This is a genomic window from Pedobacter nutrimenti (assembly GCF_032678445.1).
Lineage (GTDB): Bacteria > Bacteroidota > Bacteroidia > Sphingobacteriales > Sphingobacteriaceae > Pedobacter > Pedobacter nutrimenti_A.
Genome location: NZ_JAVTSQ010000004.1, coordinates 454,855 through 468,962, shown reverse-complemented (window position 1 = coordinate 468,962; position 14,108 = coordinate 454,855). Strand labels below are relative to the sequence as shown.

Annotated in this window: 9 protein-coding genes; 2 read left to right on the top strand and 7 right to left on the bottom strand. The window is 42.6% G+C overall.

The window, feature by feature from the left end:
* Positions 1 to 2: 2 nt before the first annotated feature.
* The 7 genes from R2S08_RS09450 to R2S08_RS28875 all read right to left on the bottom strand — a co-directional run bounded on the left by R2S08_RS09450 (position 3) and on the right by R2S08_RS28875 (position 10,895).
* The gene (locus R2S08_RS09450; RefSeq protein ID WP_316834937.1) at positions 3 to 2,420 is read right to left on the bottom strand and encodes a Gldg family protein; all 2,418 of its coding nucleotides are present in this window, start codon (positions 2,418 to 2,420) and stop codon (positions 3 to 5) included.
* Positions 2,421 to 2,432: 12 nt separating this feature from the next.
* Positions 2,433 to 3,365 (bottom strand): ABC transporter ATP-binding protein, encoded by a 933-nt coding sequence (locus R2S08_RS09445; protein ID WP_316834936.1) that lies wholly within the window; start codon positions 3,363 to 3,365, stop codon positions 2,433 to 2,435.
* An 84-nt stretch (positions 3,366 to 3,449) separates the two neighbouring features.
* Entirely contained in the window at positions 3,450 to 4,862 is a 1,413-nt protein-coding gene (locus R2S08_RS09440; RefSeq protein ID WP_316834935.1) for a RagB/SusD family nutrient uptake outer membrane protein, read from the bottom strand.
* A gap of 12 nt (positions 4,863 to 4,874) precedes the next feature.
* Positions 4,875 to 8,330 carry a SusC/RagA family TonB-linked outer membrane protein gene (locus tag R2S08_RS09435; protein ID WP_316834934.1) on the bottom strand — a complete coding sequence of 1,152 codons (3,456 nt, stop codon included), beginning with the start codon at positions 8,328 to 8,330 and terminating at the stop codon, positions 4,875 to 4,877.
* A gap of 148 nt (positions 8,331 to 8,478) precedes the next feature.
* Entirely contained in the window at positions 8,479 to 9,678 is a 1,200-nt protein-coding gene (locus R2S08_RS09430; protein WP_316834933.1) for a FecR family protein, read from the bottom strand.
* A gap of 104 nt (positions 9,679 to 9,782) precedes the next feature.
* On the bottom strand, positions 9,783 to 10,373 hold the full coding sequence (locus R2S08_RS09425) for an RNA polymerase sigma factor (protein WP_316834932.1): 591 nt from the start codon (positions 10,371 to 10,373) through the stop codon (positions 9,783 to 9,785).
* Positions 10,374 to 10,616: 243 nt separating this feature from the next.
* Positions 10,617 to 10,895: a phage integrase SAM-like domain-containing protein gene (locus R2S08_RS28875; RefSeq protein ID WP_410479519.1), complete on the bottom strand. Its 279-nt coding sequence runs from the start codon at positions 10,893 to 10,895 to the stop codon at positions 10,617 to 10,619.
* Positions 10,896 to 11,373: 478 nt separating this feature from the next.
* Here R2S08_RS28875 and R2S08_RS09420 point away from each other — a divergent pair, with 478 nt between their 5' ends.
* Together R2S08_RS09420 and R2S08_RS09415 are read left to right on the top strand one after the other, a co-directional pair.
* Positions 11,374 to 12,687: a pitrilysin family protein gene (locus R2S08_RS09420; protein WP_316834931.1), complete on the top strand. Its 1,314-nt coding sequence runs from the start codon at positions 11,374 to 11,376 to the stop codon at positions 12,685 to 12,687.
* 2 nt (positions 12,688 to 12,689) lie between these two features.
* On the top strand, positions 12,690 to 14,099 hold the full coding sequence (locus R2S08_RS09415; RefSeq protein WP_316834930.1) for a pitrilysin family protein: 1,410 nt from the start codon (positions 12,690 to 12,692) through the stop codon (positions 14,097 to 14,099).
* Positions 14,100 to 14,108: the final 9 nt, after the last annotated feature.

Below are 14,108 nucleotides of genomic sequence, written 5' to 3'. Positions count from 1 at the left end.
ATTTATTTCCTTTTACGTCGGATTAAGAAGATCGCGGCGAAGATCAGGATCAAACCAGGTATTACATAGATATACACGACCTTTAAAAAGGCCACATGGTCTGTACTTACCGTTACCCGGTTGTCTTTAGAATCTGGACGCGACGTATCTACCGGATACTGGCCATAATCTAACCAGCTGAATAATGCCGTGCTAAAGTTAAAGTTTATTACCTGCGGGACGTTTCTTTGACTCTCAGAATTACTAAATAGGTCAGCATCCCCGCTTACAATGATCCGTTGCTCTTTGCCATTGATCTTTCGCGTTAATGCCAGTACAGTGGTAAAAACATCCTTGTTCCCTGCAGTAGCGGTTGATGGTTTCTTTACGCCTGCTTTTCGCACGCCTGTTGCTACACTAACAGCACCACCTTCTGGTGCCATCATCGCCACTCCTCCAGCCTGGCTCGTCACAACCTCTTCTTTTTTATTTACAAGATCCAGATCAGGGTTGCGTCTTCTGGTATTTTTCGCCAATCCGGCTTGGGTGATCAGTAAAGACTGAGCATGAAAGCCAATGGTATCACGATACGTTAATCCTGCCACACCGTTCATTGAAACAGGTAAGGTATCTATCGAAGGTTTATCTAATAGTTTGTTGAGACCTATACCAGCTTTTGTTAAATGCGACAGCACCAGTGTGGGCGAATAATCTTCACTTTCCTGCGCCAGCATGCCGTCCATCAGTTGCACCCCTAATGTTTTCAGCAATGGGTTTAGCATTTGCTGCCTGCCCGGTTCACCGGCGATCAACAGGTTTCCACCTCTTGCAATGTAAGCTTTGATTTTTTCGGTGGCTGCTGCACTTAATTCATTTTGCGGGTCTGCGATGACCAGGGCTTTAATATTATCCGGGATCTCCTGAGTGCCTAGTGAAAGCGTATCTATATCAAAACCCTGGTTGATGAGCGCAAATCGGAATGTTTTGGCACTGGTTACTGCTTTATATTCCCTGTCACCTTTTTTATCGGTTTTACGCTCTCCTTCGCCGGTTACAAAAGCAATTTTCGGAATTTCAGCTTGCAGCAATCTTTTAAAAGCCGCCGAAACTTCGGCCTCCATTGGCCAGACAATCGGGTCGTCAAACACCCGCAGAAAAGTTGACCTTCCCTTATAGGTTAGTTTCATTACAAATCTGTTCAATTCCGGCTTTAGATCAATTTCTTTTTGGATCTGTTGTGGTGTTTTAAACATATCCATACTTAAACCAGCACCTTTGACTCTTTGCTCTGCGATTTCATTTAGCGTCTTGCCCTTGTAAGAAGCAAAAAAGTCATACTTCAGGGCCATAGGCACATCATAATAGTTCACATAATGGAAATCAATATCCGGCTTAAACCGTAAATAGATTTCCCATCTACTTAAATATTCGTTGCGTCGTTCAGGTAGGCCAAACGAATAATAGTTATCCAAAAAATTAGTGTATGCAGTGACCTCTAATTTATCATTGCCAAATTCTTTTACAATTTTTTGTGCATTGGGAGTAAGGGTATTGTCTTGATTTGCGGTGGTATCCCAATAACCGATCAGGCTTGGGCGCGAAGCAACGTAACCGATGATTAGTGCAGTAATCACAATCGCCAGGTAGCGGCCGGCATTTACATACCAGGCCTTGGTCTCGCGCCCCGATTGTAATTTATACATCGTTAGCCCCAGGAAGACAAATACAATCAGGATAAAATAGATTACATCGTTGGTGGTAATTAACCCTCCAAGCATATGGCTGGTACGGCCCGAAAGTGATAAGAAGTAGGTGATGTCTCGGATAAAATCTATTGACTGCCATAATGTACCTATATAACTCAGGACCCCGATCATCACAAAGGTGCTTACCGCAGCAACGATCTGGTAACTGGTTAAGCTGGACATGAAAAGTCCAATTGCCGAATAAGCAGCCAGCAGTAAATAGAAACCCAGCGCAGCTGCCAAAAGCATCCCGTAATCTGCCGATGTAATATGAAAAATACCGGATACCATAAAGATGCCGATCACAAACAATAAGATGAAGCTATACACCAGCATCGCCAGGTATTTACCTAAAACGATTTCCCTTACTTTTACGGGTGATGAGTACAGCAGGCTGATGGTCCCGCCATTAATTTCCCGGCTAATCAGCCCCATGGTCAATAAGGGAATATACAGATATAGGTTTTGCATAATGCCGACAAACAATCCGTATTCGCTTGTGAAGACATCAAAAGTTAACTGACTCATCCAGTTCAGGCTCATCCCCCCCATTTCCTGCCGACTGGCGTTACTGTTGATTAACATCGTATAGGAAATCGCGCATTCTACCATAAAAGCAATGGTTAGAAACCAGGCTATAGGTGAGTAAAACAGATTACGAAGTTCTGCTTTTGCTATTTTAAAAATTAAGTTCATTATCAGGATATTTTAAGATTGCGTTGATTTAGTGGATAATTGTTTGAATATCTCATCAAGAGCGGTTTTATCGAGGTTGATCTCTTGCAAACGCCAGCCATTGTGTACGCTTGCCGCTACCAAGTGTTCCGTGATCTCGCAGTCGCCGGTAAAATAAACACGGGCCTGCCGTTCTGTTACAAACTCGACTTTGTCTATACCGGCTATTTTCAATAGCTCAGCCGCTGATGGTGGGTTTTCCATATGCATTAACACGCTATGCGGCTCAACGTAATTGTTAAAAGCATCCATTGAATCGGAAAAAACGATCTTTCCATCGGCGATCATCTTGATCTCTTTACATAACATTTGTACTTCTGATAAAACATGTGAAGAAAAAATAACCGCACGCTCTACCGCTATATCCTTAATCAAAGAGCGTACTTCGGTAATCTGGTTAGGGTCAAGTCCGTTGGTTGGCTCATCCATTACCACCAACTTCGGTTTATGAATGATGGCCTGAGCAATTCCTACACGCTGGCGGTAACCGCCTGAAAGATTTTTGATCAGTCGGTTACTGAAGTGCGCGATACCGCAGCGGTCTTTTGCTTCTTCCAGAGCTGGTTTAATCGCCATTTTATCCATTCTTCTGAGTTCTGCGGTATAAATAAGGTATTCATCTACCGTCAGGTCTAAATACAAAGGAGGATTTTGTGCAAGGAAGCCGATCTGCCTTTTTGCCAATTCCGGCTGTTCGCGAGTATCTTTCCCGTCAATCATCACCGCACCTTCAGTTTGGTTCAATACGCCGCACATGATGTTCATCGTTGTTGATTTACCAGCACCGTTTGAGCCGAGCAGCCCTAAAATCCCGGTCCTATTTATTTCCAGGTTGATGTCGCGGATCGCCCAGCTACTGCTGTAACGGTGCGATAAATTCTTAATACTCAAAATTGAATTTTCCATTTTTGTTTTTTATTGAAATAAGAACCAATCCGGGGTATCATTTATACCCGGTATTGAATTGATTGTCTGCAAGAAATTTATGGTCTAATGATAACCTGGGTTTTGAATAAGGTGACTGTTTAGTTGCAGCTGCGCTTGCGGCAATGGATATACGGAAAAATTGGGTTGCCAACCAGCTAATACTGCAGGCGCTTGTCCGTTTGCCGGGTATTTGTTATCCGCACTGGTCCTGTTCAGATCAAACCATCTGCTGCCAAATTCAAAACACATTTCTGTGCACCTTTCTTTCCTTATAGCGGCTAGTACAGCAGTTTGTACAGTTTCATCAGCAGTGCTGGCGTCTAAGCCTGCCCTGTCCCGCAGCGTATTTACATCAGCTAAGGCCTGGCTAAGATTGCCCAGTTGTGCAGCAGCTTCGGCACGGATCAGGTACATTTCAGCAAACCTCAGCAACATATAATTTGTGGCTGGGCTGGTTGTTTGCAAATCTTTGTATTTAGCGGGATAGTATAGTTTTTTGCCATCTATTACATTAAAACCCAGCCAGTTTTCAAGGCGCTGGTCTCCTGTCTCAAACTGGTTTAGCAATGCTTCTGTTACTACGTATTTTGGTGTTTGATCAGAAGAATAAGGCACAAAGGAAGACGCCTCCCCAGATCCATAATCCGAATTTTGTATGGGTACCTGCCAGATTGCTTCAGCGCTTCCCTCCAAAAACACATCACTTAAAGGGGTAGTTGTTAGATCAAACAAACCTGAGTTAATCACTGAGTCGGCTTCATTGTAAGCAGCCTGCCATTTGCCCAGGTACAAATTAACTTTTGCCTGTAAAGCCACTGCAGTATAAAGGTTAGCGCGTACATGACCATCGGAAGGGTAGGTTACAGGTAATTTTTTAACGGCATCGTCAAGATCCGTCAGTATCTGGTGATACACCGCGGCAACCGAAGCCCTGGGCAGCTGAGCGGTAATCTTATAATCAGTTGTAGTCACCAAAGGTACCCCGCCAAATAAATTAACCATGTTGAAATAACAAAAAGCCCTTACCACTTTCATTTCGCCAGTAAGTTGTTTTACTAATGAAGCCGATAAATTACTGTTGTTGGTTATTCCGGCCATCACGTCGTTTACCTGGTAGATCTCGGTATAAGGTGCCGTCCACAGTGAAGATAAGTTCTGATTTACCTGGGTAACGGTATAGTTAAAAAACTGCGCCAGATCACCACCCCCAGGGCCTACTTCATGCCCTGATATAGCGGTAACTACAGTAAAACGACCGTCGCTGTAGGGAATACCACTTCCACCAGGTGTACAGGAATATACCCCGGCAACGGCCGAAATGGTTGTAGCACTATCTGTAAATACCTGCTCCCTGATAATTTGCGTTGGTGGGTTGGCAGGTATTTCAATTAATTTTTTGCAGCCGGCAAGGGTACCTAAGGCAAGTAACAAACCACAAGCCAGTATTTTAATTCTATTGGAAAATAATTTTCTCATGATTGATATTATCTAAAATTTGAGGTTTAAACCAAACGCTACGATACGCTGCAATGGGAAGGTGGTAAAACTACCAGGCTGTTCAGGGTCACCAAATTTATAATTGGTGATGGTAAACAAGTTTTGCGCATTTATAAAAATGCCGGCACCCTTAACATTAACTTTTTGAACCCAAGCATCCGGCAAACTATAAGATAACGCTACAGTTTTGACCCTCAGATAAGTAACATTCGTATAAGCCCCTGTTGATTGCGAAAAATTATATGCATTGCCAATGTACTGCGAACTGTAACTGCTCACTAAACGTTGTAGTGTGGCCTGTGTATCGCCCGGCCCTGTCCAATATTTACCAAGCACATAATCAGGTAAATTGCTTTCGATACCCGGAGGCTTATTGTCATTGTAAATCGCAGAAAGCGCATTAGGCTGGGTGCTGCTTGAAAACTGGCAGAAAACAGAAAGGCTGAACTGCTTATAATTGAAGTTATTGCCCAAGCCACCCATGAAGTTAGTTTCCCTGTTACCGATGATCACCCGGTCACCGCCTTGCGACACAAGCCGGTAGTCGGGATTGGATGTAACTGTTCCATCAGCCTTGTAAAACTCAAACATGCCTATGGTGGGGTTTACACCTTTATACGGATAACCAAATACGATAGAGGTAGGCTGGCCTATCACGTACTGACTCGCATATGATGAGGATTCGAGGTTAGGAAAAGCCAATAGTTTGTTCCGGTTAAATGAGATGTTAAAACTGCTTGACCATGTAAAATTTTCGCTTTTTATGTTCGTTGATGATAGTGTGAATTCCCAACCTTTGTTTTGAACATCAGCAGGTTGATTTTCAAACACGGTAGAAAATCCCGATTGTGCGGCCAAAGGATATTCCACCAATTGGTCTCCCTGACGGTCCCGGTAATAGGTAGCGTTTAACATTAAGTGGTTATTAAAAAATCCAAAGTCTAACCCGATATTTATTGATTTTTTTGTCGCCCATTTAAAATCAGGATTGTACAGGTTAATGGGTATGTTTTGCTTTATACCTTGAAAAGGTGTGGTACTGCCATTGGGAAAAGTGCTGTACAGTGCCTGGAATTTATAACCCTGAGAAGCATCACTGCCTGTTGTTCCATAACTACCGGAAAGTTTGCCATAACTGATGAAAGAAAGGGCATTTTTGAATGCAGACTCTTCAGAAAAAAGCCAGCCGGCACCTACAGAACCAAAAGTGCCAAACTGATTGCCCGGGCCAAAATTACTGGAGCCATCCCTCCTGCCGCTAAACTCTAAAATATATTTTTGATCATAAATATATTTTAAACGGCCAAAAACAGCTACGTACTTATTAAGGTTTGCTGCATCAAAAGGATATAGTGTCCGCGCACCATTAATTGAACTGAGGAAAGCATCACTGGAATAACCAGAGGCCTGGGTCTGATAGAAATCACTTGTAGTCTTTTGATAGGTACCGCCCAGCAACGCGGTAAATTCTCCTTTACCAATCGTTCTGGTATAATTTATCTGAGGATCAATATTAATATTTTGAGCAGACGTATTGGCAAAAGCCGCGCTGATATTTATAAAAGATGGATTTTGCGCAGTGGATGGATATATGGAATGCTCGTTACCGGTGTTACGGCTGTACCCCATGCCGGCCCCAATTTTTAAACCATTCAGAATTTCATAGTTGACATTTAATGAACTGTTGAAATTAAAACTTTGCAGATCGGATTTTTCCAGTAAACCAGCATAAAAGTTGGTATAGACAGGCACGCCTTTGTAGCTCCATATCAATTTGCCGTTACCATCTATTTGGTCTGGTGCATTAGGGGATTGCAAAACGCTACCTGCATAACCTGAAGCAGAATTATTTTGATTGTATGAATAGTCGGTGATGAGGGTTAAGTTTAATTTTTTATTTGCCGAACTGGTGGTTAACCCGCTATGCAGGCTGTATCGCTGATTAGCAAAATTACCGGGATAATTATAGTCTGACCGGGTATAACCGCCTGAAAAAATGAACGTATTGTTACCGCTTCCGCCGGATACGCTGGCATGCATATCTGTATTATGGGTACTATTTCCTTGGATAACCTTTTGCCAGTTGGTGTATTTGTTTTGATCATAAATGGTCAGATCAGGCGCATAACCGGATTCATCATTTGGATCAGCGCTTGGCGTTATACCGTCCTGAGCAAAGGCCTGCCTTCTTAACTCGAGATATTGTTGTGTATTCAACAGTTGTACTGGCCGGGCAACCGCGTTAACCTGTGAGTTAACACTTACCTCAACGGTTGTTTTACCGGCTTTTCCTTTTTTTGTAGTGATCAGAATAACACCATTAGCACCTTTGGTACCATAAATAGCGGTCGCGTCCGCATCTTTAAGAATAGTTATGCTTTCTATATCACTGGGATTGATATTACTAAAAGCCCCCATACCCATTGGCTGATCCAGCCCCCCGGAAAAACTTTGCCCGTTAGCAAGGTTAGCTAATTGACTAATGTTCACATTTTGTGGCGCAAAAGGCACGCCATCTACAATAAAATAAGGCTGGTCATAAGGTTTCATGGAGAGCTGGTTGGTAGCTAATGAGTTTTGGCCGCGTAGCTGCACGAGTGTTGTTGAGCCGGGCACACCATTCATGGCTACCACACTTAGCCCGGGAACTTGCCCCTGTAGTGCCAGTAAAGGATTAGTTACGGGCTGTTTTCCTATCACATCAGCATTGACCGTGTATACTGATCCAACACTAAAACGTTTAGATTCTGTACCATAGCCAATCACCTGTACCTGGTCAAGTGCCGAAGGGACAATGTGCATTACCAATTTAAGTGATACCTCCTTGCCGCCGACTTTAACCGCTTTTTCCAGTTTGCTGTAGCCAACATAGGTAACGAGCAAGGTATAACGCTCCTGTTGTAAATTATTGAAATAAAACTCACCTTTGTTATCAGTAATTGCAACTTGAATGTGTCCCTTTAGGTTAAGACTTACAGTTGCTCCAGCTAATGGTTGCCCTAAGCTGTCGGTCACCGTTCCGCGGATGTCGCCGACTGGTTCTATTAAATTGGTGACTTTGTCTTTCAAATTGTTTAATAGGGAGGACTCTTTTCCCGTTATTATAATCGTCCGATCTTCAATGGAAAAATAAACCGGCTGATCCTTAAAAACCTGCTCCAGCACCTTCTCCAGATCCGTATTCTTCACGTTGATTGTCACCAACTTAGTCCCCTTCATCAAATCACTATTAAACACAAAATCATAGCCGCACTGATCAGAAATGCGATCAAAAATCTGACTCAGCGTCGCATTTTTTTCCGACAGCGTGATGCGCTGTGCAAAAGTAGATGCACTTACCTGCATGATGGTCATGATTAAGATGATGGTGGTTAACCTCATAATCAATAGAACTTTATGGACATGACCCTTGGGCACACCCCATTTGTTAGTATATTTTTTATACATTCGTAGTTAGTTTGGTTGAGCAGTAAGCCATTGCCTCGAAAACATCAGGCCGACTGCGTTTAGTTGATTTAGTTTTAATGATACAAAGCCAAACATAGCCCAAATCCCGACTCCAATCGGGATTTGGCATTAATGGCTATTTTAGTAATTATTTACTCACGATAACCTTCCTCCCTTCTATTTTAAAATGTATGTCCCCTGTTTTTTCCAGTTTCCCCAAAACTTCTATGATGGTGCTGTTCTTATCAATTCTGGCATTGAAACCAATCCTAGGCAACACCCCAGAATACTCCACCTCTATGTTGTACCATCTCGATATCTCACGCATAATCAAAGTAATGTCCTCATCGTAAAACCTGAAATAGCCTTTCTGCCATGCCATCACCTCATCCAGATTCACATTAGCTACCTGGATCCCCTGCTTTGTCAGCGAACTCTGCTGACCCGGTTTAAGTATTTTGCCTTTAGCGTTATCCGCACCCAATCCGTCAGTCGAAACAGGAGCAACCAGCACCGAACCTTCCAGTAAAGTTGTCTTAACTGCTTTTTCATCCGAATAGGCATTGATGTTAAAATGCGTCCCCAATACCTCCACCTGCTGACCAGCCGCATTTACCACAAAAGGCTGCGTCTTATTTTTAGAAATTTCAAAGTAACCCTCACCTGTTAAACCGACGCTCCTTTTTGCCGATTTCGCAAAACTTGTCGGGTACCTCAGCGAAGAAACTGCATTTAAAAACACGAGGGAGCCATCAGGCAAACGCACCTGGGTTTGTTCCCCCCGTGTAGTGGTCAATGTGTTGTATTCGATCTTATCCGTTCCCTGATCCGTTACCTCGTAAATGATCCGCCCCTCTTTGGTTTTAGAAATCTTCACGCCCGACTGATTGGCGATATTCCCAGCCAAAGCATCATCGATGAAAATTTTCTGACCGTTGGCCAAAGTCAATGTAGCCCCGTTCTTACCCGGAGCAATATCTGCTGCTAGGCCTGTGTTGTTGCTATCGGTTTCAGTGAATGTCGATCTGAAGAAATAAGCACCAATCACGATTAACGCAATCGCCGAGGCAATCGCAATTCTTGGCCATAGCTTTTTAACAAACGGTTTGTCTTCCGTTAGAACCGGCTGAGGCTGCGCAAGAATATACGCTTCCACAGAAGAAACATGAACCTCATTCATTCCGGGCACATCTTCTTTTTTGCTCTCCCAAAAACCATCAACCAATTCCTGAAAAATTTGGTCATTGTCGAAATCCAGACCGAGGGCATCCCATTCCAGCTGTTCTTCAGCACTGAGTTCGCTTTTGAAGTATTTGTTGTAAAGATAAACTGCTCTTTCGTTTTTCATTTTTTGTAAGGGATAAGGAATATATTTTCACATGAATTTAACCTCCCCTTAATAGTTAAGTAGAACTGCGGTGACTTTCGGGGTAGTCGAAATGAAAATATTTTTTAAAGCAGGCGGAATATGACCAGAAGCGCCGCAATATCCGAATGGTTGGAAAGATGATTGCGTAAGAATCTCAATGCTTGCTTCATGTGGCTTTGAACTGTACCAGGGGAAATGCGGAGCTTCTCGGCCGCCTCCTCATATTTCAGCCCATCCTGGTAACACAACTGGTAAACCAATCGCTGCTGACTCGGCAATAGCATGATGCCCTCTTCCAGGATTTTACGGGATTCCCTGTATAAGATACCTTCTTCTGTTTCATTGTCCACGTCAGAATAGGCCGCTTTTAGTTCTTTGACCGCGCGGTCTTCAATGGCCTTACGGCGAAATAGCGCAATTACTTTCCTTTTTGCAACAGCTTTTAAGTAAGCATCCAGGTTTCTGATCTCTTTAAGCTTATCGCCACCCAGCCAGATAAGCAGCATTGTTTCCTGCACAACTTCTTCGGACAACTCTTCAGAAAGCAACAAACGGTAGGAAAATTTATAGATCTTATCGTAATACAGATGATAGATCGCACTGAAGGCACGCTGATCTCCCTTTGCTGTTCTCAACAGCAATTCTGAATCAGCTAGTAATGGTCGTTCCTCCATGAAAATTAACTGGTTATTATCCCCAATACAATTTAAGGATTTTTCATGACAAAGCTGTGGATAATTTTTGGATTACAAAAGTCAGCTTCCTTTCGTTTTACAGCTCGAAATATAAAATGGACTTTAAATAAGAAAACGGGCATCATCAGAAAGATAACACCTGTTTAAATTTATGTTTGTTTGATTTAATGATTCCGAGGTCTTCATTGTTGTATAATTTCCTTGCTTCGTTAAACAGGGTTCTTAAATCACACATGTGATTATACCCCCATCTTTTAAGCCCTTCTCTGTTGTTTCTACTGGCTTACCCAATTGGTTTATGCGTATCATGGTTCTGTTACTTCGTAACCATTTCTTGTAAACAGTAAGCATATTGGAGTAGATTTCATTTATGGATATGCTTTTCCTTTTTAAGTAGTCGCATAGGCTGTTTACTACTGTTGTCTGATTACTCGCAGTTCCGGTGCGGGCAACTTCGATGAGATTTTTAATGTGTTTTCTGCTGAATTTGATAAAATCCACATCGCTGTCTTTGTCTCTCAGGTAGTCTCTGAGATCTTCGCATGAAAAAAAAGTTCAGTTTTGACCCTAGCTCACTTTCTTCTCACCTTTGTGATAGACGCGGATTTTAACATTTATCGTTTTGTCTTGTTTTTCGTGGTGGTCATAGACCACAGCACATACTGTCGCCATAATAAAATGTGCTTTAGCACGCAAAACTGTTGTGACGTATTGTTTGATGAGGCTTTTAAAATCCAACGAGCGCAACGCAACGGCTATCTCAGGACGTGTGGTTAACGTGCTGTCATTCGGAGTGAATCATCCTTATGGAGAATTTGAGACCGAGCAAAGCATCAATTGTATTGTTCTTGATGATATTAAAGCTGCTTATATAAAAAAATTCATTTCGACTACCCCGAAAGTCACCGCAGTTCTACTTAACTATTAAAGGGACGTTAAATTCATGTGAAAATATATTCCCCTTATAAAAATGTAAAAAATGAGATATAAATTTTTAATGATTCTTTCGTTATCAGGACTATTTCTTCGCAGCAGTGCGCAACAGATAAAGTTTACTGAATACGACCTGGAAAATGGCTTGCATGTCATTCTCCATCAAGACAAAACAGCTCCGGTGGTAGCCGTCTCTGTAATGTATCATGTAGGTTCCAAGGATGAAGATCCTGAAAGGACCGGCTTTGCGCATTTTTTTGAGCACCTTTTGTTTGAAGGAAGCGAAAACATGAAGCGCGGCGATTTCATGAAGATTGTGAGCAGTAATGGCGGACAAAACAATGCCAATACTTCACAGGACAGGACGTTTTATTATGAAGAATTTCCGTCAAACCTACTTGAACTCGGGTTATGGCTGGAGAGTGAGCGCATGCTTCATCCGAAGATCGATGATGCGGGAGTAAAAACCCAGCGCGAAGTGGTCAAAGAAGAAAAGCGCATGAGCATTGACAACAAACCTTATGGCAAGTTTGCTGAGAACATATTCACCAACTTGTTTGAAGGACACCCTTACAGCTGGCAGCCAATAGGGTCAATGGCGCACCTGGATGCCGCCAAACTGGAAGAATTTATTGCTTTTTTCAAAAAGTATTATGCACCCAATAATGCTGTGCTGACCATTGCCGGTGACCTGGATATAGAAAAAACCAAATCCCTCGTTGCTAAGTATTTTAATGAGGTACCAAAGGGAGCCCCTGTGGTTAAAGGCACTTTTGCCCTGAAACCTATTACGAAACAAATCGTGGACACGGTGTATGACGCTAACATCCAAATTCCGGCAATATTTGCCGCTTACCGTGCTCCGGGAATGAAAAGCCGTGACAACAAGGTACTTGAAATGGTCAGCACCATTTTATCAGGTGGTGGAAGCTCCAGATTGAGCACAAAAATGGTCGATGAAAAAAAGACCGCTTTGCAGGTTTCAGCATTCAACTATACGCTGGAAGATCATGGCGCCTACATTACACTCGCCCTGCCCAACAACAATACTCCTTTAAATGATCTTTTGACAGACATTGATGCTGAGGTTGTTCGCCTTCAGACTGATCTGATTAGTGAATCTGAGTTTAAAAAATTGCAAAATCAGTTTGAGAGCGGGTATGTGAGTGCCAACACAAAAATGATTGGAGTGGCCGAGAATCTTGCCAATGGCTATACTTTTCACAATAAGAACACGAATGACCTTAACGAACAGCTTGCAGAGATCAAATCGATCAGTCCTGAGGAAATCAGGGATGTGGCTAAGAAATACCTAAACAAAGATCAGCGTATACTACTTTATTACCTTCCAAAGAAATAAACATGAAGAAGATATTTATATTTGCTGTAGCTGCGCTGTTTGTTCAGTCAGTATCCGCACAGAAATTAGACAGGAGCCAAAGACCAAAACCGGGGCCCGCCCCTACCATTACATTTGACGACCCGGTGATCTATAACTTACCAAACGGAATTACTGTTCTCGTTGTAGAAAACCATAAATTGCCAAAGGTTTCTGCAAGTTACCAGATTGACGCGGGGCCGATCACCGAAGGAGCAAAAGCCGGAGTGATTGGATTACTGGACGGCATGCTTAATGAAGGCACGGTTACAAAAACAAAGGCCCAGTTTGATGAGGCTGTTGATCAGATGGGTGCACAAGTCGGCGTTTCGGCCGGTGGGGGACAAGCATCTGCGCTGACCCGTTACTTTAATGATGCTTTTTTATTAATGGCCGATGCCCTGAGAAATCCTGCTTTTCCGCAAGCTTCATTTGATAAACTGAAATCACAAAGCCTTACCAATTTAAAATCCAACGAGCGCAACGCAACGGCTATCTCAGGACGTGTGGTTAACGTGCTGTCATTCGGAGTGAATCATCCTTATGGAGAATTTGAGACCGAGCAAAGCATCAATTCTATTGTTCTTGATGATATTAAAGCTGCTTATAAAAAATATGTGACTCCTTCAAGAGGTTACCTGACTTTTGTCGGCGATATTAAACCAGAGGCCGCAAGGGCAATTGCTATAAAAGCTTTTGGCGACTGGAAAGGTGAGATTTTGACCTTTCCTGCTCTGGCAAAAGTAAACAATCCTGCCAAAACTGAAGTAGATGTCGTAAATGTGCCATCTGCGGTTCAGTCGGAAATCACGGTGACAAATCTTATAGATTTACCCATGAGCAGTCCTGATTATCATGCGGTATTGCTCGCCAATGAAATTCTGGGTGGTGGTGCGGATGCCAAACTTTTTAGAAACCTGCGGGAAAAACATGGTTTTACATATGGAGCCTATTCTAATACAGGGTCAGGGCGATTGCAATCGACTTTCAGTGCCACAGCATCCGTAAGAAATGAAAAAGTAGATAGCGCTGTAGTAGAGATTTTAAAAGAGATCAATGTGATGCGTACGGAAAAGGTAAACCCTGATGTACTTCAGAATGCGAAGAACTTATACAACGGATCTTTTGCACTAGGTTTAGAGAACCCTACGCGTAGTGCCGGTTTTGCGAGCAGCATCCTGATCAATAACCTGTCAAAAGATTTTTACCGCACCTATCTTAAGAAGTTAAATGCGGTTACTGCAGATGACATCCAGCGTGTCAGCAAAAAATACTTCAGTCATGACAATGCCAGAATCGTTATTGTAGGTAAAACCGACCAGTTTTTACCCGGGTTGAAAAAATCAGGTCTTGTTGTTAAACAATTTAGTAAATACGCCGAACCAATCCAATAACGAAAAGAA